Genomic DNA, 24,198 nt, shown 5'->3' with positions numbered 1-24,198 from the left:
GTCGTGCGGGTCGGTACGCTGCCGGCCATGGGATGGTTCAGCCGGGACAAGTGGAACGCCGAGCATGTGGTGTTCGCCGCGGCCGCGGCGGCGACGGTCGTGGGCGGGGTGCTCGGCAACGAGCGGTTGCAGCGGGTGGCCAAGCCGCTGATCGGCCCGTCGCTGGCGGTGCGGGTGCTGCGGCACGCCCCGCACACCGACCGGCTCGACACCGCCCTGCTGCTGCTCGGGCTGACCGGCGCGACCGTCGGCGACGTGTTCATGATCGACCCGGACGACGACGCCCGGCTGCTGCGCGGTGCGTCGTCGTTCGCCGTGATGCAGGCCTGCTACTCAGCCCTGCTGGTGCGTCGCGGTGCCCGTCCGACGCGGTCGGCGGCGGTGCCGCGGGCGGTCGCGGCGCTCGGGGCCGCCGGTCTGCTCGGCGCACGGTCCCCGGAGGTGGCGGCGCCGCTGACCGGGTACGGCGCCCTGCTGGGCACCACCGCGACGCTCGCCGCCGATCCGGCGCTCGCGCCCGGGGCCCGGCGGGTGGCCGGACTGCCGATCCCGAACGAGGACCGGCGCAGCTGGCTGGGCGCCGGCGGCCTGGTCTTCACCCTGTCCGACGGCACCATCGTCGTGCGGCGGGTGCTGCTGCGGTCGCAGCGGACCCGGGCCGCGGCGGAGGGATTCGTGCTCGCGACGTACGCGCTCGCGCAGTTGCTCCTCGTCGAGGGCAAGCTCGCCCTCGGCCGGGACGACACTCGCGCGCGCCGGGGCTACCTGCGCGGGTAACGACGGGCGCGGCAGGCACTTTCGTGCGCGCGTCGCCTACGGGCAGAGGACGATCCGGTCGCGGTCGCGGGGGTCGACCCGGATGCCGACGACCCGGCCGGGCTCGAACCGGGCGAGATCCTCGCGGGCGACCTCGTAGAGCACCCGTCCGTGGTACGGCTCGGAGCCCGGCACCGTCAGGTCGAGGTCCAGTTCGGTCAGCTCGCCGTTGTCGACGGTGTGGCCGAGTTGCCGGGCCGAGGTGATGGTGGCCCAGCCCTCGAGGCCGCGGCGGGCGAGGCGGCGGTCGGCGCGCGGCGGCCGCCCGGCGAGGATCATGGCGATGCCCAGCGCCGAGCCGTACGCGGCCAGCAGGAACATGATCTGGTAGGGGACGGTGCCCTCGGGGGAGTTGCCGACGAACAGGCCCAGCCACAGCGCCAGGACGACGATGTACCCGGCGGTGACGAATGCGACGGCACGAACGACTCGAACGTGGTTCATTGCTCCTCCGATGCCAGGATAGTCCGTGACCTGCGCCACGTCCGTCGTCGCTACGCTGCATCCATGAATTCACCCAGTGTGTTCGTCACCGGCGCCGCCTCGGGGATCGGCCGCGCCACCGCACTGCTCTTCGCCCGCCGCGGTTACCGGGTCGCGGCCGTCGACGTCGACGCGGCGGGCCTCGAGGTGCTCGCCGCGGAGCAGCCCGGCATCGTCACCGGCGTTCTCGACGTCACCGACGCGCCGGGCTGGGAGCGGGCGCTGAAGGGGTTCTGCACCGACGGCACCCTCGACCTGCTCGTCAACAACGCCGGCCTCCTGGCGTCGGGACCGTTCGAGACGACCGCGCTCGCACGGCACCGGCAGATGGTCGACGTCAACGTCACCGGCACGATCACGGGCTGCCACAGCGTGTTCGAGTACCTGCGCCGCACGCCCGGCGCCCAGGTGGTCAACCTCTGCTCGGCGTCGGCGCTCTACGGCCAGCCGGAGCTCGCGACCTACAGCGCCACCAAGTTCGCCGTGCGCGGGCTGACCGAGGCGCTCGATCTGGAATGGGCCCCGCACGGCGTCCGGGTGATCGCGTTGTGGCCGCTGTTCGTCGAGACGGCGATGACCCGGGACCTGAACGTCGGCGCCGCGCGGCGGCTCGGGATCCGGCTCACCGCCGACGACGTCGCCCGGGATCTCTACGACCTGACCCGCCCCGGGCGGCGGCCGTCGGGTGTGCACCACGCGGTGGGCTGGCAGGCCAAGGCGTTCGCCGCCCTCGCGCAGGTTACGCCCACCCGGCTCAATCGCCTGGTCAACCGGTGGGTGACCGGCAGCTGAGGCGGTCTCGCTAGAGTGGCGGACGGATCAGCGACGGAAGGAGTCGGGTGAACGTGCGTCGGATGTCGTCGATCGGTGCGGCCGCGGTGGCGGTGCTGGCACTGGCCGGGTGCGGAGGGACCGCGGACGGCGGGGAGCAGCCGGCCGCCGCGTCGTCGGCGAGCGCGGCCGCCACGACCACCACCACGACCGCGGCACCCGCGCCGACGGCCCCCGGGACCACGACGACCACCGGGACCACGACGACCACGCCGCCGGCACCGGCCCCCGACAGCGCGCCGACGACGCTGGCGGACGTGCAGTACGAGCGCAACGAGTCGTACTACTTCACCAGCCCCGACGGCGGGTTCCGCTGCGGCATCGTCAAACTCCCCTCGCGCACCGAGGCCGGCTGCGAGGGCGCCACCGATCCGGTCCCCCCGCGTCCCGAGAATTGTATGGTCAACTGGGGCAACGGTATTCGCGTACAGGACGCGGGCCCGGCGGAGTTCATGTGCTCGGGCGGCTCGGTCTACACCTCCGGCGGCGACGACCCGGTGCTGCCGAGCGGATCGCGGCTGAGCAAGCTCGGCTACACGTGCGAGACCACCGACGCCGACGTCACCTGCGCCAACGACGCCACCGGTCACGGCTTCACGATCGCCGCCGGCTCCAACACGACCTTCTGACCGTGCAACTCGACGACGCTCCCGGCCCCACCGAGTGGGGCGAGCACCCGCACGGGTGCGGCCCGTGGGCCGAGGAGTTCGGCACCGAACCGCCGCAGGATCCGCGCTACGATCCGGAGCTGCTCGCCCGCGGCGACCGCCGCAACGTCGTCGACGCCTACCGCTACTGGACGCGCGAGGCGATCGTCGCCGACATCGACAACCGCCGTCATCCGCTGCACGTGGCGATCGAGAACTTCGGGCACGACGCGAACATCGGCACGGTGGTGCGCACCGCCAACGCGTTCGCGGCGGCCGCCGTGCACATCGTCGGCCGTCGGCGCTGGAACCGTCGCGGGGCCATGGTGACCGACCGGTACCAGCATCTCGTGCACCACCCCGACGTCGACTCCCTGATCGACTGGGCAGCCGGACGGGGACTGACGATCGTCGCGGTGGACAACACACCCGGATCGGTGCCGCTCGAGACCGCGCAGCTGCCCCGCGCGTGCATGCTGCTGTTCGGCCAGGAAGGGCCCGGTGTCACGGCGCGGGCGCGGGAGGTCGCGGCGACGACCGTGTCCATCGCCCAGTTCGGCTCGACCCGCAGCATCAACGCCGGCGTCGCCGCCGGGATCGCGATGCACGCCTGGATCCGGCAGCACGCCGATCTCGACCGGGCCTGGTGAAGAAACGTTCGACGGGGAGCGGCCGATAGGGGAAAGCTGGTATCGGTAGCGACGGTGAGACGAGGTTGGCGACGACATGTCGGATGTGTGGGCCGAGCGGGCGGATCTCGCGGAGGCTGCAGTCATGTCGCGGCACGTGCGGCGGCTGTGGGCGCTGCCCGGCACCGCGCTCGGGGTCGTCGGCTGGCCGGCGGTGCGCCGCGAACGGCTCTTCCTCACCTGGCACTACTGGTGGCAGGCCCACCTGATCGATCTCGCGGTCGACGCCGCCGAGCGGGAGGCGACGCCGCGGCGCCGGCGCCGGGTGCTGCGGCTGACGCGCTCGCACCGGATCCGCAACCTCGCCGGCTGGACCAACAACTACTTCGACGACATGGCCTGGCTCGGCCTGGCGCTCGAGCGGGCGCAGCGGCACCTCTACGTCGACCGCCGCGACGCCATCGCCGTCCTCGAGAACGAGTTGTTCGCGGCGTGGGCGCCCGAGCGGGGCGGCGGCATCCCCTGGCGGCGCCGCGACGACTTCTACAACACCCCGGCCAACGGCCCGGCGGGCCTGCTGCTCGCCCGCACCGGAAAGCTGCTGCGGGCCCAGGAGATGGCGGACTGGATCCACGAGACGCTGCACGACGCGGAGACCGGCCTGATCTTCGACGGGATCCGGCGCGACCGGGTCGAGCGCGCCGTCTACACGTACTGCCAGGGCGTCGTGCTCGGACTGGAAACGGAGCTGGCGGTGCGGATGGGCGATCCGCGGCACCGGGAGCGGGTGCACGCCCTCGTCGAGGCCGTCGACAACCAGCTGACCGAACGGGGGGTGATCACCGGCGGCGGCGGTGGGGACGGTGGGTTGTTCAACGGCATCCTCGTCCGGTACCTGGCGATGGTCGCGACGACGCTGCCGGTGGTCGATCCCGAGGACGAACGGGCGCGCCGGGTCGCGGCGCGGATCGTGCTCGCGTCCGCGCAGGCCGCGTGGGCGAACCGCCTGCAGATCGAGGGGCTGCCCCTGTTCGGGCGGGACTGGTCCGTCCAGGCCCGGCTGCCGGGAACGGCCCCTGGGATCGCGCGCTTCTCCGGCGGCACGGTGCGCAGCTCGGGGGTGGCCGAGCGGGATCTGTCGGTGCAGCTGAGCGGGTGGATGCTGATGGAGTCGGCCTACGCCGTGGCCGCCGAGCGGGCGCCCGGGCCGAGCGCCGCGCGGCCCGACCGCACCCGTTTTGAAAACGGTTATCGATAACGGCTATCGTCGACGGCATGACCGTCGCGACGCCCCTGCCCGTCACCGTGCTCTCCGGCTTCCTCGGCGCGGGCAAGACCACACTGCTCAACCACATCCTCGCCAACCGCGACGGTGCGCGCGTCGCGGTCGTCGTCAACGACATGAGCGAGATCAACATCGACGCCGCGCTCGTCGCCGGCCAGGGCAGCCTCGACCGCACCACCGAGAAGCTCGTCGAGCTCACCAACGGCTGCATCTGCTGCACGCTGCGCGAGGACCTGATCGAGACGGTCGCGCGGCTCGCCCGGGAGAACCGGTTCGACCATCTCGTGATCGAGTCGACCGGCATCTCCGAGCCGATGCCCGTCGCCGCGACGTTCGACTGGGAGTTCGACGACGGCTTCCGCCTCAGCCGGCTCGCGCGCCTCGACACGATGGTCACCGTCGTCGACGCCGCCACATTCCTCGCCGAGCTCGCGCGCGGCGACCGCCTCGACGACCGCGCGCTCGAGGCCGGCGCAGGCGACGAGCGCAGCATCTCCGACCTGCTCGTCGAGCAGGTCGAGTTCGCCGACGTGCTGCTGGTCAACAAGACCGATCTGGTGAGCGACGCCGTCGCCGGGGCCGTCGAGGCCACGCTGCGCCGGCTCAACCCGACGGCGCGGCTGCTGCGCACCGTCCACGGCGCCGTCCCGATCGACGAGGTCCTCGGCACCGGCCGCTACGACCCGGAGGCGGCCGCGCTCGCCCCGGGCTGGGCCGAGGAGCTCGCCGGCGGTCACACCCCGGAGACCGAGGAGTACGGCATCCGCAGCGTCGTCTACCGCGCCGACCGCCCCTTCGACCGGGCCCGGCTCGAGGCGGCGGTGGAGAACCTGCACGGGGTGCTGCGCAGCAAGGGCTTCTGCTGGTTCGCCGACGACCCGGACACCGCGGCGATCTGGTCGCAGGCCGGCCCCAACCTGATGCTCGAACCGGCGCAGCCGTGGTCTCTGACCGGCGAGACGCCGGGCCAGGAGATCGTCTTCATCGGGGTGCGCCTGGACCCGGACACCCCGCGCCGCCTCCTGGATCCGGCTCTCGCGGCCGGGCACTCCTAGTCGGGGTCGACGTCCGCGATCTCCACGTCCACCGCGGGCCGCGCCATCTCGATCCGGTACTGCCGGACGCCGAGCACGGTGCCCACCACGAGGACGGCGGCCATCACGGCGAGGACCGTCGGCAGCAGCCACGAGACCCGCTCGAGGTATTCGCCGAAGTAGAACCCGACGAGCAGCAGGACGGGCGCCCACAGGATCGCGCCGATCGTGGACGCGATCGTGTACCGGGTGTGGTTCATCCGGGCGGCCCCGGCCACCAGCGGCGACAGCGTGCGCACCCACGGGATCCAGCGGGCGATCAGCACCGCCCAGAACCCGTACCGGTCGAGCAGAACATTGACCTTCCGCAGGTTGGCCGCGTTGAGGTATCGGCCGTTGCGGCGGGCGATGAGGTGGTGGCCGCGACGGTGGCCGATCACGTACCCCACCTGGTTCCCGGCGATCGCGGCCACCATCGCGCCGACCGCCAGGGCCCACACCTGCGCCGCACCGGAATGGTGGGCGGCCAGCACGACGCCGGCGGTCAGCAGCATGGAGTCCCCGGGCAGGAACAGTCCGAGGATGATCGCGCACTCGACGAACACGAACGTCACGACGACGAGCCACACCAGGGCGGGCCCGGCGGTTTCGAGAGGACCGAAGGTTTCCGCGGCGAGAATCATGGAGGACGCGTTCGCGCGCGTGCTCAGGGCGTGGTGTCGCGACGGGTCGTCGGCACCGGCACCGTGTCGGCCGTGGCCTCGGCCTCCGTGACGGCCGCGGCCCTGCGCTTGGCGATCAGGTGCTTGCCGATCTCGAGCAGGATCGGGACGACGGAGACGAACACGATGAGCAGGAAGATGATGTCGATGTTGTCGCGGATGAAGGCGATCTGACCGAGCAGGTAGCCCAGCAGCGTCACGCCGGCGCCCCACAGCACACCACCGACGATGTTGTAGGTGAGGAACACCGGATACCGCATGCGGGAGGCGCCCGCGACGACCGGCGCGAAGGTGCGCACGATGGGCACGAACCGGGCGAGGACGATCGTGATCGGACCGTGCCGCTGGAAGAAGTCCTCGGACTGGTCGATGTACTGCTTGTTGAGGATCTTCGCGTCGTAGCTCTTGAACAGGCGGGTGCCGCCCTTGGCGCCGATCCAGTAGCCCACCTGGTCGCCCAGGATCGCCGCGATCGGGATCGTCACCATCAGCACCCACAGCGGCGCGAACGGCGGGATCTCCTCGGACTTCGAGGCGGCGATCAGGCCCGCCGTGAAGAGCAGCGAGTCGCCCGGCAGCAGGGGGAACAGCAGACCCGACTCGATGAACACCACGAGCAGCAGGCCGATGAGCACCCAGGTGCCGAAGGAGTTGAGCAGGTTCACCGGGTCCAGGAATCCCGGCAGCAACGCCAGATTCGTCACGCTCTCCGGGACGACGGTCACGGACTCCAGGCCTCCGAGCACACTCACGGCCACCAGAGTACCGGTGGGAGGCCGGTGGCCCGAATCACGGCGGGCACCCGACTGTGTCCCCGCGCCGGCAGTTGACATACTGCAGGGACAACCCTGGCGCCTCCCGCACCCCCGGGGAGGCACCCATCGACTCTCATCTGGAGGACAGCCGCCGTGCCAATCGCGACTCCCGAGGTCTACGCCGAGATGATCGCCCGCGCCAAGGATCACTCCTTCGCGTTCCCGGCCATCAACTGCACCTCGTCCGAAACCATCAACGCCGCCATCAAGGGCTTCGCGGACGCCGGCAGCGACGGCATCATCCAGTTCTCGACGGGTGGCGCCGAGTTCGGCTCCGGCCTCGGTGTCAAGGACATGGTGACCGGCGCCGTCGCGCTCGCCGAGTTCGCGCACGTCATCGCCGCGAAGTACGACGTCACCATCGCGCTGCACACCGACCACTGCCCGAAGGACAAGCTGGACGGCTTCGTGCGCCCGCTGCTCGCCATCTCGCAGGAGCGGGTGAAGAACGGCGAGAACCCGCTGTTCCAGTCGCACATGTGGGACGGCTCGGCCATCCCGATCGACGAGAACCTGCAGATCGCCCAGGAGCTGCTGGCCCTGTCGAAGGACGCGAACATCATCCTCGAGGTCGAGATCGGCGTCGTCGGCGGTGAAGAGGACGGCGTCGAGAACGCCATCAACGAGAAGCTCTACACCTCGATCGAGGACTTCGAGAAGACGGTCGACGCGCTCGGCGCCGGTGAGAAGGGCAAGTACCTGCTCGCCGCGACGTTCGGCAACGTCCACGGCGTCTACAAGCCGGGCAACGTCAAGCTCGAGCCGTCCGTGCTAGCCGACGGCCAGGCCGCCGCTTCGAAGAAGCTGGGCCTGCCCGCCGGCTCGAAGCCGTTCGACCTGGTCTTCCACGGCGGTTCCGGCTCGCTGAAGTCGGAGATCGACGAGGCGCTGAGCTACGGCGTGGTGAAGATGAACGTCGACACCGACACCCAGTACGCGTTCACCCGCCCGATCGCCGGCCACATGTTCGCCAACTACGACGGTGTGCTGAAGATCGACGGCGAGGTCGGCAACAAGAAGACCTACGACCCGCGCAGCTACCTGAAGAAGGCCGAGGCGTCGATGACCGCTCGGGTCGTCGAGGCCTGCAACGACCTCAAGTCCGCGGGCCGCTCGGTGTCCGCCGGCTGATCCGTCCCTGCGCGGTCATCCCACACGAGCGGTGGCGCGGGCCCGGCCCGCGTCACCGCTCGCGTCGTTTCACTCCCCGCAGACCTTCCAGTCCTCGCCCTCCTGGGCCAGGTCGAAGGTGCGCTGGGTGACGTCGGTCGGGGTGCCGGCCGGGTGCGCCGTCACCTGCGCGATGGCCTGGCCGTCGGTGATCTGCACCTTGTCGATGCCCGTGACGACGGGCACGGTGCCCTGGTCGACGGCGGTGCGGTGGATGTCGGCGAACTGCTCGGGCGGCACCGAGGCGTAGAACTCCTGCAGGCCGCCGCACGTCGTGGTGCGCAGCGTCGTCAGGTCGCCGGCGGCGAGCGCCCGGACGAAGGTCTCGACGGTGGTCCGGATCCGAGCCTCCGGCGAGTTCGCCGCCCGGTCGTCCAGGTAGACCTTCACGGCCGCGGCCGCCACCGCGGCGACGACGAGCAGGCCCGCGACGAGGGCCGCGATCGCCCAGCCCCGGCGGCCGCGCCGGGCGGGTGCGACCGGGTCGATGCGCTGCGGCCCCGGGACCGGCTGGACGCGCTGGGGTTCGATGCGCTGGGGTTCGATGCGCTGGGGTTCGATGCGCTGGGGTTCGACACGCCGCGCCTCCGGCCGGGGCGGCGGGACCCGCGTCGGCTGGACGCGCGGCGGTTCGGCGCGCTGGGGGGCGACCCGCTGCGGCTCCGCGCGTCCGGCCGCCCGATCGGGCTCGATCCGCTGCGGCGCCTGCTTGGGGGTGTGCGTGGTGACGGGGATGCGTGCGGTGGGTGCGTCGGCGGGGGAGGGCGCGGGCTCGGCGCGGCGCGTGGCCGGGATGGCCACGGTCGCCGCCTCGCTCGCCGCGGCCGGCCCGGGCTGTGCGGCCGGCGTGTCCGGGGCGGCGGCGGGATCCGCGGCACCGGCCGGGGCCGGCGCGTCGTCGCCGGGGGTGTCGCGCTCCGAGCCCGCGCGCGGTGCCGGGTCCTCGGCGTCGTCGTGCTCCGCGGAGGACCCGGGGGTGTCCGTCGCCGGACGGGGGGACGTGGTGGTGTCTTCGTTCTTCGGATCCGGCACGCGATCCCCCTTGCTGGACGGACGGCTGTTCTCCCGGGCAGCCTATCGACCGTCTTCGGGCGGTGGGCACAATGGTGGCCATGACGTCTTTCGGTGACCTTCTCGGACCCCAACCCACCCTGCTGCCCGGCGACGACGAGGCGGAGTCGGCGCTGCTGAACCACGAGGACCCGGCGAAGGTGGCCGCCGATCACCCGACCGCGTCGATCGCCTGGGCATACCTGGCCGAAGCCGCCCTTGGGCGCGGCGAGACGATCGCGGCCTACGCCTACGCCCGCACCGGCTACCACCGCGGTCTCGACCAGTTGCGCCGCAACGGCTGGAAGGGCTTCGGTCCCGTGCCGTTCGACCACGAACCGAACCGGGGCTTCCTGCGGTGCGTCGCGACGCTGGCCCGTGCGGCGAAGGAGATCGGCGAGGCCGACGAGCATGCCCGCTGCCTCGACCTGCTCGAGGACTGCGACCCGCGCGCCGCCGAAGCACTTGGCGTCGATTAGTCCCCGGTTACCCACCAGGGTGGGCACGCGCCGGCGGCTGCGCACGTCGGGGCTCCGCCTGCGTTCCTCGGCGCTGCCGATCCTGCAGTGCGCGCTGGCAGCGGGCATCGCCTGGTGGGTCGCCACGGGGCCGGTCGGGCACGAGCAGCCGTTCTTCGCGCCCATCGCGGCGGTGGTGTCGCTCGGGCTGTCACTGGGTGCGCGGATGCGACGGTCGGTCGAACTCGTCTGCGGTGTCACCGTGGGCATCGGTGTCGGCGACCTGATCATCTCGTTCATCGGTAGCGGCCCGTGGCAGATCGCGCTAGTCGTCGCGATGGCGATGGGCACGGCGGTCGCGCTCAACAGCGGCCCGATCTTCTCCATGCAGGCCGGGAACTCGGCGGTGCTGGTGGCGACCCTGATCCCGCCCGGCGGGTCCGGGGGTATCGACCGAATGGTCGACGCCCTCATCGGCGGGCTGGTCGGCATCGCCGTCGTCGCCGTCATCCCCACCCACCCGGTGCGCCGGGCGCGGCGGGAGGCGGCGAACGTGCTGTCCACCACGGCGGACGTGCTGCGCAAGGTCGAGGCCGGCCTGGTCGAGAACAACCCGAAACCCATCGAGGCGGCCCTCAGGGAGGCCCGGGCCACGCAGTCGGCGATCGACGCGATGCGCGCCAACATCTCCGGCGGCAAGGAGGTGAGCCGCATCTCGCCGCTGTACTGGAACAGCCGGCCCCGGCTCGAGCGCCTCATGGCCGCGGCGGACCCGATCGACAACGCCATGCGCAACACGCGGGTGCTGGCGCGCCGGTCGCTCTCGCTCGTGCGCGACGACGAGATCCTCGACCCGCGGCTGGTGCGGCGCATCGAGGAGCTGGCCGGGGCGGTGGACGTGCTGCGGCTGATGGTCCTCGCCGAGCCGGGGGAGCAGCCCGATCAGGCGGAGGCGGCCCGGGTGCTGCGCAGCGTGGCCCGGGAGATGAAGCCGGACCTCGTGGCGGGGGCGGGCCTGTCCTCGACGGTGGTGTTCGCGCAGATTCGTTCGCTGATCGTGGACCTGCTGCAGGTGGCCGGCCTCGAGCGGGTCTCGGCGATCGCCACGCTGCCCCCGACGGTGGAGCATCCGGCGTATCCCCCCGAGTCCTGAACGGCTCCCCTCTCCGTTGAACATATGCGTATGTCTGCATATGATTGCCGAAACTTCGGAGGGAGGACCATGGGCGTCGGACACGGCCACTCGCACGGCCATTCCGGGACGAGCACTCCCGGCGGGGCCGGCCCGTCGAAGGGACGGCTGTGGCGGATGGCGATCGCCCTCGTCGTCCTGGTCGCGTTCCTGATCCTCGAGACGGGCGTCGCCCTGTGGATCGACTCGCTGGCCCTGCTCGCCGACGCCGGCCACATGCTCACCGACGTGGTGGGCATGTCCATGGGCATGGTCGCGTTGATCCTGGCCCGGCGGGGCAGCACGGCGGCCGCGCGCACCTTCGGGTGGCACCGCGCCGAGGTGCTCGCCGCCATGGCGAACGCCGCGCTGCTGCTCGCGGTGGCGGTGTGGGTGTTCTACGAGGCGATCCGCCGCATCGGTGACGCCCCGGAGATCCCCGGGACGGCGCTGGTGGTCACCGCGGCGGCCGGCCTGGCCGCCAACCTCGTCGTCATGCTGCTCCTGCGGGCCGACGCCAAGGACAGCCTCGCCGTGCGCGGCGCCTACCTCGAGGTGCTCGCCGACGCGGTCGGCAGCGTCGGGGTGCTCGTCGCCGGTGCCCTCGTGCTGCTGTTCGACTGGAGCCTCGCCGACGTCGTCGTCGGCGTCCTCATCTCCCTGTGGGTGGTGCCGCGGGCGGTGCGCCTGGCCGCGGCGTCGCTGCGCATCCTCACCCAGGCTTCGCCGGCCCACCTCGACGTCGACGGGGTGCGCGCCGACCTGTCCGCCCTGCCCGGCGTCACCGGCGTCCACGACCTGCACGTGTGGACCCTGACCACCGGCATGGACGTCGCCACCGTGCACCTGATCAGCGACCACGACGGGCAGTGGGTGCTCGAGTCGGCCCGCGCCGTCCTCACCTCCCACGGGCTCGAGCACGCCACCGTCCAGGTGGAGACGACCGTCAACGGGCGGCGCTGCGAGGAGAACGTCACCTGGTAGGGCGGCTCAACCCAGCCGCAGCGACCACCGGCCCCCGCGTCCGTGCAGCCGGACCTGTGCGAGCGGGCGCACGTCGATCCGCCAGAATCCTGCCGGGGGCGCGCCGAGGGCGTGCACCGTCGCGGCGCGGATCACGGCCGGGTGGGTCACCGCGACGACCCGGCCCGGCGCCAGCTCGTCGAGCCACCGCGCCACCCGTTCGGTCAGCTCCGCGATCGACTCGCCGCCGTGCGGCGCCGCGTGCGGGTCGGTGAGCCACTGCTGCAGGCTCTCGGCCGGCACCTCGTCCATCGCCCGCCCCGCCCAGTTGCCGTAGTCCAGGTCCCGCAGCGCCCGATCGACCACGGCCGTCGTGCCCAGCGCGGCCGCAGTCTCGACGGCCCGTCGCTCCGGCGCCGCGACGACGCGGTCGGCCACCGGCGCGACCGCCCGCTCCAGTTCTCGTCGGCCGCGTTGCGACAGCGGCTCGTCGGCGGGGAACCGGACGGCGCGCTGCGCCTCCGTCGAGGCATGGGCCAGAAGGACGAGGCGAACCACGGCGGTCATCGAATCACAACCGCCGGGGGTGTCGCCCCTATTGCCTCATGTCAAGATGCGCGCGAGGTGCGCTTCGTTGACTCATTCAAGGATGCGCGCGTGGAGGAGGGCTCGACGATGGGGCTACGCCCCGGGCCGGCCTTGGCGGTGGTGAGCGTGAGCAGCTCGGCGGTCAGGGCCTGAATCTGCCGCTGGATCGCTGCCGGGTTGAGCGTGACGTAGGTGCCGGCGAGGATCGCCTTGTCCTCGGCCGCGACGGCATCGTGCCGCTCGACGCGACGATGCGGAGTGGTCGCGGTGTCGTACTTCTTGGTCACCTTCGCCCCGTCACGGACCTTCGAGATCAGCTTCTGCTGCGGGCAGAAGAAGTTCGACAGACTCGACTGCAGAACCCAAATACTGTTGAGCAACAACAACTCTGCCGATGTGTCGTAGCGGTGGTAGCCGACCACGGTCCGTACGATCGCCCAGTTCTTCTGCTCGACGTGCGCGCCGTCGTTGGAGTTGCCGGGCCGGGACCGTGTGAAGGTGATCTGCCGCTGCGCGCACCAGGCGAGCAGGTGATGGTTGATGAACTCACTGCCGTTGTCGGAGTCGACCCCGCGGATCGGGAACGGCAGGATGCCGGCGATCTCCTCGAGGGCGGCGAGCACCCACTTGCGCGCCTTGTTCGGCACGCTCCGGTTCTCCGTCCACCCGGTGGCGATGTCGGTGACCGTCAACGTGTAGGCATGGTCGCCGACCGCGTTGCCGCCCTCGTGCCCGACCAGGTCGATCTCCACGAACCCGGGCACCGCGTCGTCCCACTGCGCCCACGTGCGGATCGGGATCTGCGACTTGAGCAGCGACCCCGGCTTGGTGTGCGCTCTGCCCTTCGGATCGAGCCTGCGCCGGTCCTCGGCCAGCCGACGGTCGATGGTCGCCGCCGACATCGACACCAACAACGCTGCGGTGGCGTCGTCGATGCTCAACTCGCCGAACCGACGCAGGATCGGCACCAGGTCCGGCAGCACCGCCGCGAGGCGTTTACCCGCCGGCGCACCGAGCACCGCCCAGCAGAACCGCAGCGCCGCAACCACCTCCGAGCCGTACTTCGGCGATCTCGGGGTGCGTCCCCTGACCGTCGTGGGGTGCAACGCCTGCGTCAACGCCTTGCGGGCGTGGTTGCGGTGCCAGCCGGTCGTCGCACACAACTCGTCGAGGATCACACCCTTGGTGGCCTTGTCGGCCCGGGCGTACCGCGTCGCAATCGTCTTGGTCACGGCCTTGCGTTGACTCATCGACAGCCCCATCGTCCGGGCCTACAGCCCGGCCCAGGCCGGACACGGCAGGCGCTCCGTACGCGCGCATTCTCATTTGAGGCAACGACTACCTCTACGCGCGCATTTTGGATGAGTCAACGCGTCGCCTTGACAGGGGCGGGCTCACGGTGCGACTGTTCCTGCGTCACACGTGCCGAGGTGCAGGCAATCCGGTGCAAGTCCGGAGCGGTCGCGCCACTGTGACCGGGCGACCCGCCCGGGAGTCAGAAAACTGTCTCGGCGCATGGATTTTCGACGGGACGCGTTATCCCAGGAGGATGCCATGGCTACTGTCCACACCCCCGAGTCCACGATGGGCTCCGCGGCGCTGGCCGCCGCGATCACCGCCGTCGTGCTGCTCGCCTTCGTCACCCTCTACCTGGTCGGCTTCGATCAGGGCGCGATCTCGCGCACCGGCATGTTCATGCATGAGCTGATGCACGACGGCCGGCACCTGCTCGGCCTGCCGTGCCACTGAGGCCGGGGGCCGGCGTGTCACCGAGTCCGGGGGCCGGCGTGTCACCGAGTCCGGGGGCCGGCATGTCACCGAGGCCGGGGGCCGGCGTCTCGTCGCACCCGGACGCTGCCGTGTCGGCAGGCGTCCCGCTGACCGGCCCCTACACCCGGATCCTGCTGCGCGGCCTGCTGGCCGGCCTGATTGCCGGCCTGCTCGCCGGCGCCGTCGCCTTCGTGGTCGGCGAGCCGCACATCGAGGCCGCGATCGCGCTGGAGGAGGCCGCCGCGACGCACGCGGCCACCGAGGCGCACTCCCACACGCACGAGGCCGCGTCCGCCGGTCACAGCCACGGCGAGGACGCCCTCGTCAGCCGCACCGGGCAGAAGGTGGGCCTGATCCTCGCCACCACCCTCGCCGGTCTGGCGCTCGGCGCGCTGTTCGCGTCGGTGCTGCACTTCGCCCGGCGCCACACCACGCTGTCGGGTCCCGCTCTCGGACTGCTCGGCGCCGGAGCGGGATGGCTCGCGATCGAAGCGGTGCCGTTCCTGAAGTACCCGGCCAACCCGCCGGCGGTGGGGGACCCGGACACCATCGACCAGCGCACCCTCCTGTGGGTCGCGGCGGTCGTGCTCGGCCTCGTCGCGCTCGCGGTGGCGGTGGCCGCCGCGAAGGCGCTCGCCCGTCAGGAGCTGCGTACCGTCCGGCTCGCCGGACCGGTCCTGGCGTTCCTCGTCGTGGTCGGTCTCGGGTATGCGGTGCTGCCGACGATCGACGAGGTCGGCACGGACTTTCCGGCCACGCTGCTGTGGGACTTCCGCGTTGCGTCGGTGATCGTTCAGACCACCCTGTGGTTCGCCCTGGGCGTGGCGTTCGCGTTTCTCACCGAACGCGCCGATCGTCGCGTGCCCGTCCGCGTGGCGTAGCCGTCGTGGGACAGGGCCTGCTCGTCGCCGGAACCACCTCGGACGCCGGGAAATCCGTGGTGACCACCGGGATCTGCCGGGCCCTGGCCCGCCGTGGGCTGTCGGTCGCGCCGTTCAAGGCGCAGAACATGTCCAACAACTCCATGGTGGCCGTCGACCCGGTCACCGGCGACGGCGTGGAAATCGGCCGCGCGCAGTGGATCCAGGCGGTGGCGGCGCGCGCCGTACCCGAGGCCGCGATGAATCCGGTGCTGCTCAAACCCGGCAGCGACCGCCGCAGTCACGTCGTCGTGCTCGGCCGGCCCGCCGGTCACCTCGAGGCCGGCGAGTTCGCCGGCGGCCGAAAGCACCTCGCCGAGGCCGCCTTCGGTGCGCTCGACGACCTGCGGGACCGGTTCGACGTGGTGGTCTGCGAGGGTGCCGGCAGCGCCGCCGAGATCAACCTGCGGGCCCACGACTACGTGAACATGGGCCTGGCCCGGCACGGCGACCTGCCGACCGTGCTCGTCGGCGACATCGATCGCGGCGGGGTGTTCGCCGCCATGTACGGTACGCTCGCCCTGCTGGATGCGTCCGATCAGGCCCTCGTCCGCGGCTTCGTGATCAACAAGTTCCGTGGAGACCTCGGGCTGTTGCGTCCCGGTCTCGAGTCGCTCGAAAAGCTCACGGGCCGGCCCGTGCTCGGCGTCCTGCCCTGGCAGCGCGGCCTGTGGCTCGACTCGGAGGACTCGCTCGCCCTGTCGTCGCGCCCGGCCCACGACGGCGCCGGGTCGCTCACCGTCGCGGTGGTGATGCTGCCGCGGATCAGCAACTTCACCGACGTCGACGCGCTGTGCCTCGAACCGGACGTGCGGCTGCGGTTCGTCGACGATCCGCGCGCCCTCGCCGGCGCCGACGTGGTGATCCTGCCCGGCACCCGCGCCACCCTCGCGGACCTCGCGTGGCTGCGCGGCCGTGGCCTCGACACCGCCGTCGCCGACCACGCCCGTCGCGGGGGCGTGGTGCTCGGGATCTGCGGCGGCTTCCAGATGCTCGGCCGGCGGATCTCCGATCCGCACGGCGTCGAGGGCACCCCCGGGGCGTGCGTGGACGGGCTCGGACTGCTGGACGTGCACACCCGTTTCGAACCGGAGAAGGTGCTGCGGCTGCCGGCCGGGTCGGCGCTCGGGGTGCCGGCCTCCGGGTACGAGATCCACCACGGCCGCATCTCCCGCGGCGGCGACGAGGAGTTCCTCGGCGGCGCCCGGGCGGGAACGGTGTTCGGCACCATGTGGCACGGCAGCCTCGAGGGCGACGCCCTGCGCACGGCGTGGCTCCGCGAGGCGGCCGCCCTCACCGGGCGCGACCTCGCCACCGGCACCGTCGGCTTCCACGCCGCCCGCGAGGCGCGCCTCGAGGTGCTCGCGGACATGGTCGAGGAGCACCTCGACGTCGGCGCCCTGCTCGGGATGCTCGGGGCTCGGCCGGTGCTGCCCACACTGACGGGCGGCCTGGCGTGACCGTCCTCATCCTCGGCGGCACCGGCGAGGCGCGGGCGCTCGCCGCCGGCCTGGACACCGCGGGGGTGGCGTACGTGTCGTCGCTTGCGGGACGGGTGCGCAACCCGCGCCTGCCGGTCGGCGACGTGCGGATCGGCGGTTTCGGCGGCATCGACGGACTGCGGGAGTATCTGCGCGGCAACGGTATCCGCAGGGTGGTCGACGCCACCCACCCGTTCGCCGCGCGGATCAGCGGTAACGCCGCGGCCGCCTGCGCGGCGGCCGGGATGCCGCTGCTGCGCCTGGCGCGGCCGGGCTGGACCGGCACCGGCGACTGGACGTGGGTCGACGACCACGATGCGGCCGCCGCGGTGGCCGCCCGGGGGGCGAGCGTGTTCCTGAGCACTGGCCGCCAGACCCTCGATCGCTTCCTCGGGCCGCTCGCGCGGCACCGCGTCCTGGTGCGGGTGGTCGAGCCGCTGGACCTCGACGTGCCGGACTCCTGGACGGTGCTGCTGGCCCGCGGCCCCTACACCGTCGACGGCGAGCGTGCGCTGCTCGCCGGCCACGGGGTGGACGTGCTCGTCACCAAGGACTCCGGCGGGGACCTCACGCGCGCCAAGCTCGACGCGGCGGCCGAACTCGGGGTGCGGGTGGTCGTCGTGCGCCGCCCGCCCTCGCCGGCGGGCGTGCCGACGGTGGCGACGGTCGCGGACGCCGTCGCGTGGGCGACGGATTCCTGCGCGGATTAGTCGTCCGTGCACGCAATGTCGTGTGCAGACGACCGGGAACCGCGCGGGTCCGCGATCTCAGACCTGCGGGCCCTCGGTGCGCAGGTCGTCGACCTTGCGCATCGCCTCGCGGAGCTCGGCGAGCCACTGCTCGCTGTGCTGCCCCACGAGCTGGACGCACCAGGCGAGCGCGTCGGAGCGCGAGCGGGCGACGCCGGCGTCGACGAGGGTGTCGAGGACCTTGCGCTCGGGCTGGCGCAACCGGGTCATCACCGGAACGGCCAAGTGGGTGAACAGCACTCGACGCTCGCCGAGCGTGACACCCCACGCGACCTTCCGTCCGTAGCGGGCCTCGGCCTCGTCGGCGATGCGCATGCGGTCCGGCCGGGTGGTCTCCCGGAACCGCGCGATGCGCCCGTCGACGGACGCCGGGCCGGTGTCCTCGGGCGGGGGCAGTTCCCCGACGACCACGATCTCCTCGCGGTCGACCTCGATGTCGGCGGGGCCGGTGAACCAGTCGTCGGGCAGGCGTCCGGCGAACCACTCGGCGGCGTCGCTCGCATCGGGGACGTCGGCCTGTTGCCAGCCGCCCGGGCGTCCGAAGCGGGGTCCGTGCATGTGCGGATGGTGTCGCATGTCGTCCTCCTCGGGACGAAGTGCCAATATCACTGATTACAGTGTTACACCGCTTACGTGATTCGCGCCACAACGGTGCTTGCGGACGCGACGACCGCGGACACCGCGAGCGCGCCCGCGCCGACCCGGGCCGCGAGCCGCACGCCCCGCGCGATGTCCCCGGGTTCCGGGGCCGGGCCGTCGCCGAGGGTGCCGCGGTCCTCCACCACGCCGTGGTAGACGTTCACCCCGCCCAGAGTGACCCCGAGCGCACCCGCGAACGCCGCCTCGACCGGCCCGGCGTTCGGGCTCGGATGCCGGTGGGCGTCGCGGCGCCAGGCCGTCAGGGCCGCGCCGGGCCGCTCGCCCAGGCCCGCCGCGAGCAGCGCGGACAGCCGCGCCGGCGCCAGGTTGAGCAGGTCGTCGAACCGGGCGGACGCCCAGCCGAACCGCTCGTGCCGCGGCGTGCGGTGGCCGACGCGGGCGTCGAGGGTGTTCGCGGCCCGGTAGCCGAGCAGGCCCGCCGGCCCCGCCACCGCACCCCACAGCAGTGGGGCGACGACGGCGTCGGAGGTGTTCTCCGCGAGGGACTCGAGGGTGGCGCGGGCGACGCCGGCGGCGTCGAGGCGCGACGGGTCGCGCCCGACGAGGTGGGTGACCTGACGGCGCGCGGCGGGCAGATCCGCGCGGCGCAGCTGGCAGTCGATCGTCGTCGCCTCCCGCGCCAGCGACCGGCCGCCGAGCACGGTCCACGTCGCGGCCGCGGTCACCGCCGTGCGCACCAGCGGACGACGCCGGGTGAGCCGGTCCACCCCGTAGCCGAGGCCGGCCGCGCCGCCGACCAGCACCGCGGTGAACAGCGTCCCGGCCGCCCGGTGGTCCGCGTACAGCGCGCGCTCGGTGGTCCGGGCGATCCGGCCGAAGCCGCTCACCGGGTGGCCGCGACGGGGATCGCCGAACGCCTGATCGGCGAGGTAGCCGAGGACGAGGCCGGCGGCGCGCGGGTTCACGTCAGGTCCCGCCATGCCCCGAGCAACGCCTCGGTGGTCTGCGCATCGCGCACCGCGATGCGCACCCAGTCGGCGCCGAGGCCGGGGAAGCTGTCCCCACGACGCACCGCGAAGCCCTTGCCCCGCAGTCGCTCCCGCGTCCCCACGGGGACGTGCGCCAGCACGAACGGTGCCGCCGACGGGCCGGTCACCTCGATGCCGAGCGCGGTCAGGCCGTCGACGAGGACGGCGCGGTCGGCCGCGACCTGCACGGCGATGCGCTCCGCCTCGACCGTGGCCGCCGGCGACGCGCACGCGATCATCGCCGCCGCCGCCGGTGTGGACACCGACCACGGTGGCTGGTGCGCGGCGAGCTCGGCGACGATCGACTCGTCGCCGAGCACGTACCCGGCGCGGATACCGGGTATCGCCCACGTCTTGGTGAGAGAGCGGACCACCACGACACCCGGAAGCGACACGCCGGCAAGCGATTCCGTTTCCCCCGGTACCGCATCCATGAACGCCTCGTCCACCACCAGCACCCGGCCGGGCCGCGCCAGGGCCCGCAGCGCGGCACCCGGGTGCAGCACGCCGGTCGGGTTCGTGGGGTTGCCGACGATCACGAGGTCGGCGTCGTCGGGCACCAGCGCCGGGTCGAGGACGAAGCCGTCCTCGCGGCGCAGCAGCACCCGGGTCACCTCGTGCCCGGCGGCGCGCAGCGCCGCCTCCGGCTCGGTGAACTGCGGGTGCACCACCGCCGGTCGCGCCCAGCGACGGGCACGGGCGACGAGGGTGAACGCCTCCGCGCCGCCGGCGGTGGGTAGCACCTCGAGCGGGTCGCGTCCGTGCCGGGCGGCCAGGGCGGCCCGCGCCGCGCGCGGGTCCGGATACCGATCCAGCTCGGCCAGCGACCCGGCCAGCGCGGCGTCGAGCCACTCCGGGCGCGGCCGGCGCGAGACGTTGACGGCCAGATCCACCAGTCCCGGCGTGGCCTCCCGGTCGCCGTGGTGCTGCAGGTCCGGTGCGGCGGCCCGGGTCGTGCGCGGCGGCGGGGGGACCGGCGTCGCGGCCCGCACCGCGTCGGCGAACCGCTGCGCCAGCGCCGGATGCCCGGCCCAGTGGGTGTGCAGGTAGGAGGCGTGCACGGTGGCGGACGCGAAGCCGTCGGGCCGTCCGCCCAGCAGCCACGCCGGCTCGTCGGTGGAATCGACCGTGGTGCGGTGGAATTCGTGTCCGGTCACCCGCGTGCCCGCCGGCGCGAGCAGGGTCTCGCGCGGCGCGACGGCCGTGCGGTAGCCGAGGGTCAGGCGCGGCGTCATCCGGGCGGCCGCGTCGATCGCGCCGATCATCGGCGCCCCGTCCACCTCGCGGCACAGGTACAACAGTCCGGCGCACTCGGCGACGGTGGGTGTGCCGGCCGTGATGGCGGCCCGGAGATGTTCGCGCAGAGCGGTGTTGGCGGCCAGATCGGCCGCGTGCACCTCGGGGAAGCCGCCGCCGAGATAGATCCCGGCCGTGCCGCCGGGCAGTCGTTCGTCGCGCAGCGGATCGAACACCACGGTGCGGCACCCGGCGGCGCGCAGCATCTCCTCGGTCTCGGCGTAACGGAACGTGAAGGCGCGGCCGCCGGCGATCGCGACGACCGGGCCGTCGTCGGCCGGCGCCCCCGGATCCCACGGGCTCGCAGGAAGATCCGGTGCGGCGCACGCGATCCGCATCACCTCGGCGAGATCGACCCGCGCGGCGATCTGTGCGGCCAGGCGATCGAGCTGGGCGGCGGCCTCGGCCCGCTCCTGTGCCGGCACCAGCCCGAGATGCCGCGACGGCGCCGAGATCCCGTCGTCGCGCTGCAGGACGCCGAGCACCGGGACGCCCGTCGCGGCCAGGGCCTCGGCCACCTCGTCGGAATGCCGCACCGAGCCGGCCTTGTTCAGGATCACCCCGGCGATGCGGACGCTGCGGTCGAACGTGGCCATCCCGTGCACCACGGCCGCGACGGAGCGGGAGGCGTGGGAGACGTCCACGACGAGGATCACCGGGGCACCGAGGACGGCGGCCGTGTGGGCGGTGGAGGCGAACCCGTCGGTGCCGAGCATCCCGTCGTACAGGCCCATCACGCCCTCGACGATCGCGACGTCGGCACCGCGGGCGCCGTGCGCGAGCAGCGGTGCGAGCAGGTCGGTGCCGACGAGATGGGCGTCCAGGTTGCGGCCGGGCCGGCCCGTCGCGAGGGCGTGGTAGCCCGGGTCGATGTAGTCCGGGCCGACCTTGTGTCCCGACACGGTGTGCCCGGCCGCCCGCAGGGCCGCCATGAGGCCCGTCGCGACCGTGGTCTTCCCGTGTCCGGAGGCCGGTGCGGCCACCACCAGCCGGGGCAGCGGTGTCATGCGGTCACCACGCCGTCACCCCCGAGTGTCACCACGCCGTCACCCGCGAGTGTCACCACGCCGTCACCCGCGAGTGTCACCACGCCGTCACCCGCGAGTGTCACCACTCGATGCCCCTCTGGCCCTTCTGGCCCGCATCCATCGGGTGCTTGATCTTCGTCATCTCGGTGACGAGATCCGCGGCCTCGATCAGCGCCGGATGTGCCCGGCGGCCGGTGATCACGACGTGCTGGTGGCCGGGGCGCGTCCGCAGGGTCTGCACCACCTCGTCGGCGTCGATCCATCCCCAGCCGATGGGGTAGGTGAACTCGTCGAGCACGTACAGCCCGTGCTGCTCGGCGGCGAGCCGGCGCTGGATCTCCCGCCACCCGGCGAGCGCCGCGGCGGCATGGTCCTCCTCGGTGCCGTCCTTGCGCGACCACGACCACCCGGAGCCCATCTTGTGCCACTCGATCGGGCCCCCGGTGCCGCGTTCGGTGTGCAGGTCGCCGAGGGTCTCGAAGGCGGTCTGCTCGCCGAGGCGCCACTTGGCGGACTTGACGAATTGGAACACCGCGACGGACCAGCCCTGGTTCCAGCCGCGCAGTGCGAGACCGAACGCGGCGGTCGACTTGCCCTTGCCGTCGCCGGTGTGGACCATCAGCAGCGGCCGGTTGCGGCGCTGGCGGGTGGTGAGGCCGTCGTCCGGCACGGCGGTCGGTTGTCCCTTCGGCATCAGGCGGCCCTTCCTCGCACGACGGTGGTGAGCGCGTCGGCGTGGACCTCACCGACGGGGACGTGTTCGGCGCCGAGCCGCTCGGCGAGCCGGGCCGCGAGGCCCATGCGGAACCGGCCGGTCTCGGAGTCCACGACGACCGCGTCGATCCCGGCGGCGGCGAGCCGGTCGGCGGCCGCGAGGGACCGGGCCACCGCGTCCGGCCCGGCGGTGGCGCGGCCGTCGGTGACGACGACGAGCAGGGCCCGCCGGTCGGGTTCGCGCAGCCGGTGCCGCCGGATCGTCTCGGCCGCCTCGAGCAGTCCCTCGGCGAGCGGGGTGCGCCCACCCGCCGGCAGCTCCCGCAGCCGCGTCGCGGCCACGTCCACCGAGTTGGTCGGCGGCAGCACGAGCGTGGCGCGATCCCCGCGGAAGGTCACCAGGCCCACCGTGTCGCGACGCCGGTAGGCGTCGAGCAGCAGCGACAGGATCGCCGTCTTCACCTGCGTCATCCGCTGCCGCGCCGCCATCGAGCCGGAGGCGTCGACGCACAGCAGCACCAGGTTGGCCTCGCGGCCCTCGACGACCTTCCGCCGCACCTGCCACCCGTGCGTGGTTTCGGTAGTCCCCGCTACCGGAACCACGCACGGGTGGGTGGCGGTGGCGCGGATGGTGGCGGGCAGATGGATCGGGCCGGTGTCGCCGCGACGCTCGCCGACGGTCCGGCCGACCGTGGTGCGGGCGCGGGAGCGGCGGCCCGCGGCACCGCGGCCGGTGCGGTCGGCCGTGAACAGGCGGGTCCGGTAGGGCTCGGCGGGGGCCGCGACGGACGTCGCCGCACCGGAGCCCTGCCCCCGGTCGTCCCGGCCCGGCGTCGCCTCGCCGGCGCCGGGGCCGTCCGGACCGGAATCGTCGGGACCGGAATCGTCGGGGCCGTCCGGATCGGGCTCGGGCGGCTGCTCGCCGAGCAGCTCGTCGAGCAGCGACTCGTCCATGCCGGGCTCGTCGAACGGATTGCGGCGACGACGGTGCGGCAACGCCAGCCGCGCCGCCACCGCGATGTCCGCCCGCGTCACCTCGTCGCGGCCCACCCACGCCGCATGCGCGACGGCGGTCTTCGCGGTGACCAGGTCGGCGCGCATCCCGTCGACGTCGAACGCCGCGCACACCTCCGCGATCGCGACGAGCGCGTCGTCGTCGAGCCGCACCTGCGGCAGCCGGTCGCGGGCCTGCGCCAACCGCCGCGTCAGCGCCGCCTCGGCGTCGGCCCACCGCGCGACGAACGCGTCCGGGTCGGCGTCGAACGCCAGGCGCCGCCGCACGATCTCCGCCCGCACCTGCGGATCGCGGGGCGCGGCCACCTCGACGGTGAGGCCGAAGCGGTCGAGCAGCTGCGGCCGCAGCTCACCCTCCTCCGGGTTCATCGTGCCGACCAGCACGAACCGGGCGGCGTGCGAGACCGACACCCCGTCGCGCTCGACGGAGCAGCGGCCCATCGCGGCGGCGTCGAGCAACAGGTCCACGAGGTGGTCGTGCAGCAGATTGACCTCGTCGACGTAGAGCACCCCGCGGTGCGCCCGGGCGAGCAGGCCGGGCTCGTACTCGGCGGTGCCCGCCGACAGCGCCTTCTGCAGGTGCAGGGAGCCGGTGACGCGGTCCTCGGTGGCACCGACCGGCAGTTCCACCAGCCGCGCCGGACGGGTCTGCGCCGCCGCACCGCCCGGGTGCGGCCCGTCGGGGCACGCCGGGTCGGGGGCGGCGGGATCGCACGCGAAGCGGCAGCCGGTGACCTCGGTGACCTGCGGCAACAGCGCGGCCTGGGCGCGCACGGTGGTCGACTTGGCGGTGCCCTTCTCGCCGCGCACGAGCACCCCGCCGATCGACGGCGAGACCGCGCACAGGGACAGGGCCAGCGCCAGGTCGTCGGAGCCGACGACGGCACTGAACGGATACACGTGCACTCGAACCTCCACAGGCTCCCGCTGGGATGT

The 24,198-nt window shown here is 73.1% G+C and carries 25 protein-coding genes and 1 riboswitch; of the genes, 14 read left to right on the top strand and 11 right to left on the bottom strand.

Translation table 11 applies throughout. The features are described 5' to 3' along the window. The first annotated feature begins 27 nt into the window (after positions 1-27). Positions 28-777, top strand: coding sequence for a lysoplasmalogenase (locus tag KZJ41_RS21780; RefSeq protein WP_029545433.1), 750 nt, complete (start codon positions 28-30; stop codon positions 775-777). A 36-nt stretch (positions 778-813) separates the two neighbouring features. Here KZJ41_RS21780 and KZJ41_RS21775 read toward each other — a convergent pair whose 3' ends face one another. Then, positions 814-1,260, bottom strand: coding sequence for a hypothetical protein (locus tag KZJ41_RS21775; protein ID WP_043796715.1), 447 nt, complete (start codon positions 1,258-1,260; stop codon positions 814-816). Positions 1,261-1,323: 63 nt separating this feature from the next. On the opposite strand from KZJ41_RS21775, the gene KZJ41_RS21770 reads away from it, so the two are divergent. The 5 genes from KZJ41_RS21770 to KZJ41_RS21750 all read left to right on the top strand — a co-directional run bounded on the left by KZJ41_RS21770 (position 1,324) and on the right by KZJ41_RS21750 (position 5,746). Then, a complete protein-coding gene (locus KZJ41_RS21770) occupies positions 1,324-2,091 on the top strand; it encodes an SDR family oxidoreductase (RefSeq protein WP_251549575.1) in 768 nt (255 codons plus the stop codon). A gap of 47 nt (positions 2,092-2,138) precedes the next feature. Continuing rightward, entirely contained in the window at positions 2,139-2,759 is a 621-nt protein-coding gene (locus KZJ41_RS21765) for a hypothetical protein (RefSeq protein WP_251549573.1), read from the top strand. 2 nt (positions 2,760-2,761) lie between these two features. Continuing rightward, on the top strand, positions 2,762-3,427 hold the full coding sequence (locus KZJ41_RS21760) for a TrmH family RNA methyltransferase (protein WP_029545427.1): 666 nt from the start codon (positions 2,762-2,764) through the stop codon (positions 3,425-3,427). A gap of 76 nt (positions 3,428-3,503) precedes the next feature. Further along, a complete protein-coding gene (locus KZJ41_RS21755) occupies positions 3,504-4,664 on the top strand; it encodes a glycoside hydrolase family 76 protein (protein ID WP_161997176.1) in 1,161 nt (386 codons plus the stop codon). A 17-nt stretch (positions 4,665-4,681) separates the two neighbouring features. Continuing rightward, complete coding sequence (locus tag KZJ41_RS21750) at positions 4,682-5,746, top strand: GTP-binding protein (RefSeq protein ID WP_065922232.1); 1,065 nt, start codon at positions 4,682-4,684, stop codon at positions 5,744-5,746. Here the strand turns inward: KZJ41_RS21750 and KZJ41_RS21745 are convergent. Continuing rightward, a complete protein-coding gene (locus KZJ41_RS21745; protein WP_006945353.1) occupies positions 5,743-6,408 on the bottom strand; it encodes a DedA family protein in 666 nt (221 codons plus the stop codon). The two genes, KZJ41_RS21750 and KZJ41_RS21745, sit on opposite strands and share 4 nt — an antisense overlap. Before the next feature lie 23 nt (positions 6,409-6,431). After that, a complete protein-coding gene (locus KZJ41_RS21740; RefSeq protein WP_006945355.1) occupies positions 6,432-7,205 on the bottom strand; it encodes a DedA family protein in 774 nt (257 codons plus the stop codon). Positions 7,206-7,355: 150 nt separating this feature from the next. On the opposite strand from KZJ41_RS21740, the gene fbaA reads away from it, so the two are divergent. Continuing rightward, positions 7,356-8,393 carry a class II fructose-bisphosphate aldolase gene (gene fbaA, locus KZJ41_RS21735; RefSeq protein ID WP_006945356.1) on the top strand — a complete coding sequence of 346 codons (1,038 nt, stop codon included), beginning with the start codon at positions 7,356-7,358 and terminating at the stop codon, positions 8,391-8,393. Positions 8,394-8,462: 69 nt separating this feature from the next. Here fbaA and KZJ41_RS21730 read toward each other — a convergent pair whose 3' ends face one another. Beyond that, positions 8,463-9,464 (bottom strand): hypothetical protein, encoded by a 1,002-nt coding sequence (locus KZJ41_RS21730; RefSeq protein ID WP_006945357.1) that lies wholly within the window; start codon positions 9,462-9,464, stop codon positions 8,463-8,465. A gap of 80 nt (positions 9,465-9,544) precedes the next feature. On the opposite strand from KZJ41_RS21730, the gene KZJ41_RS21725 reads away from it, so the two are divergent. From KZJ41_RS21725 to KZJ41_RS21715, 3 genes are all read left to right on the top strand, one after another. After that, positions 9,545-9,961 (top strand): DUF3151 domain-containing protein, encoded by a 417-nt coding sequence (locus tag KZJ41_RS21725; RefSeq protein WP_029545418.1) that lies wholly within the window; start codon positions 9,545-9,547, stop codon positions 9,959-9,961. Then, complete coding sequence (locus KZJ41_RS21720; RefSeq protein WP_043802373.1) at positions 9,948-11,093, top strand: aromatic acid exporter family protein; 1,146 nt, start codon at positions 9,948-9,950, stop codon at positions 11,091-11,093. Before KZJ41_RS21725 ends, KZJ41_RS21720 begins: the two co-directional genes overlap by 14 nt. A gap of 69 nt (positions 11,094-11,162) precedes the next feature. Then, on the top strand, positions 11,163-12,095 hold the full coding sequence (locus KZJ41_RS21715; protein ID WP_029545414.1) for a cation diffusion facilitator family transporter: 933 nt from the start codon (positions 11,163-11,165) through the stop codon (positions 12,093-12,095). A 6-nt stretch (positions 12,096-12,101) separates the two neighbouring features. Here the strand turns inward: KZJ41_RS21715 and KZJ41_RS21710 are convergent, their stop codons facing one another. Next, positions 12,102-12,641 carry a histidine phosphatase family protein gene (locus KZJ41_RS21710; RefSeq protein ID WP_251549571.1) on the bottom strand — a complete coding sequence of 180 codons (540 nt, stop codon included), beginning with the start codon at positions 12,639-12,641 and terminating at the stop codon, positions 12,102-12,104. Between the two features lie 41 nt (positions 12,642-12,682). Next, complete coding sequence (locus tag KZJ41_RS21705; RefSeq protein ID WP_251549569.1) at positions 12,683-13,912, bottom strand: transposase family protein; 1,230 nt, start codon at positions 13,910-13,912, stop codon at positions 12,683-12,685. A gap of 188 nt (positions 13,913-14,100) precedes the next feature. Continuing rightward, positions 14,101-14,165, top strand: a riboswitch (cobalamin riboswitch). 81 nt (positions 14,166-14,246) lie between these two features. Between KZJ41_RS21705 and KZJ41_RS21700 the strand changes: the two genes are divergently transcribed. From KZJ41_RS21700 to KZJ41_RS21685, 4 genes are all read left to right on the top strand, one after another. Further along, positions 14,247-14,411 carry a CbtB domain-containing protein gene (locus tag KZJ41_RS21700; RefSeq protein WP_373566487.1) on the top strand — a complete coding sequence of 55 codons (165 nt, stop codon included), beginning with the start codon at positions 14,247-14,249 and terminating at the stop codon, positions 14,409-14,411. 62 nt (positions 14,412-14,473) lie between these two features. Next, positions 14,474-15,313, top strand: coding sequence for a CbtA family protein (locus KZJ41_RS21695; RefSeq protein WP_065922242.1), 840 nt, complete (start codon positions 14,474-14,476; stop codon positions 15,311-15,313). Between the two features lie 5 nt (positions 15,314-15,318). Then, positions 15,319-16,812 carry a cobyric acid synthase gene (locus KZJ41_RS21690; protein WP_006945396.1) on the top strand — a complete coding sequence of 498 codons (1,494 nt, stop codon included), beginning with the start codon at positions 15,319-15,321 and terminating at the stop codon, positions 16,810-16,812. Further along, on the top strand, positions 16,809-17,543 hold the full coding sequence (locus KZJ41_RS21685; RefSeq protein ID WP_029545408.1) for a cobalt-precorrin-6A reductase: 735 nt from the start codon (positions 16,809-16,811) through the stop codon (positions 17,541-17,543). The genes KZJ41_RS21690 and KZJ41_RS21685 overlap by 4 nt, the downstream gene beginning before the upstream one ends. 57 nt (positions 17,544-17,600) lie before the next feature. Here KZJ41_RS21685 and KZJ41_RS21680 read toward each other — a convergent pair whose 3' ends face one another. The 5 genes from KZJ41_RS21680 to KZJ41_RS21660 all read right to left on the bottom strand — a co-directional run bounded on the left by KZJ41_RS21680 (position 17,601) and on the right by KZJ41_RS21660 (position 24,168). After that, positions 17,601-18,158, bottom strand: a complete 558-nt coding sequence (locus KZJ41_RS21680) for a hypothetical protein (protein ID WP_006945398.1) — start codon at positions 18,156-18,158, stop codon at positions 17,601-17,603. A gap of 53 nt (positions 18,159-18,211) precedes the next feature. Further along, on the bottom strand, positions 18,212-19,162 hold the full coding sequence (locus KZJ41_RS21675; RefSeq protein ID WP_050035704.1) for a cobalamin biosynthesis protein: 951 nt from the start codon (positions 19,160-19,162) through the stop codon (positions 18,212-18,214). Beyond that, positions 19,144-21,513 carry a cobyrinate a,c-diamide synthase gene (locus KZJ41_RS21670; protein ID WP_251549566.1) on the bottom strand — a complete coding sequence of 790 codons (2,370 nt, stop codon included), beginning with the start codon at positions 21,511-21,513 and terminating at the stop codon, positions 19,144-19,146. Before KZJ41_RS21670 ends, KZJ41_RS21675 begins: the two co-directional genes overlap by 19 nt. A 100-nt stretch (positions 21,514-21,613) precedes the next feature. Further along, a complete protein-coding gene (cobO, locus tag KZJ41_RS21665) occupies positions 21,614-22,228 on the bottom strand; it encodes a cob(I)yrinic acid a,c-diamide adenosyltransferase (protein WP_006945402.1) in 615 nt (204 codons plus the stop codon). Then, complete coding sequence (locus KZJ41_RS21660) at positions 22,228-24,168, bottom strand: magnesium chelatase subunit D family protein (protein ID WP_029545398.1); 1,941 nt, start codon at positions 24,166-24,168, stop codon at positions 22,228-22,230. Before KZJ41_RS21660 ends, cobO begins: the two co-directional genes overlap by 1 nt. Positions 24,169-24,198: the final 30 nt, after the last annotated feature.

Source organism: Rhodococcus sp. 11-3 (assembly GCF_023704055.1).
In the GTDB taxonomy this organism is placed as follows: Bacteria; Actinomycetota; Actinomycetes; order Mycobacteriales; family Mycobacteriaceae; genus Rhodococcus; species Rhodococcus aetherivorans.
This window is presented reverse-complemented; position numbering and strand designations above follow the sequence as displayed.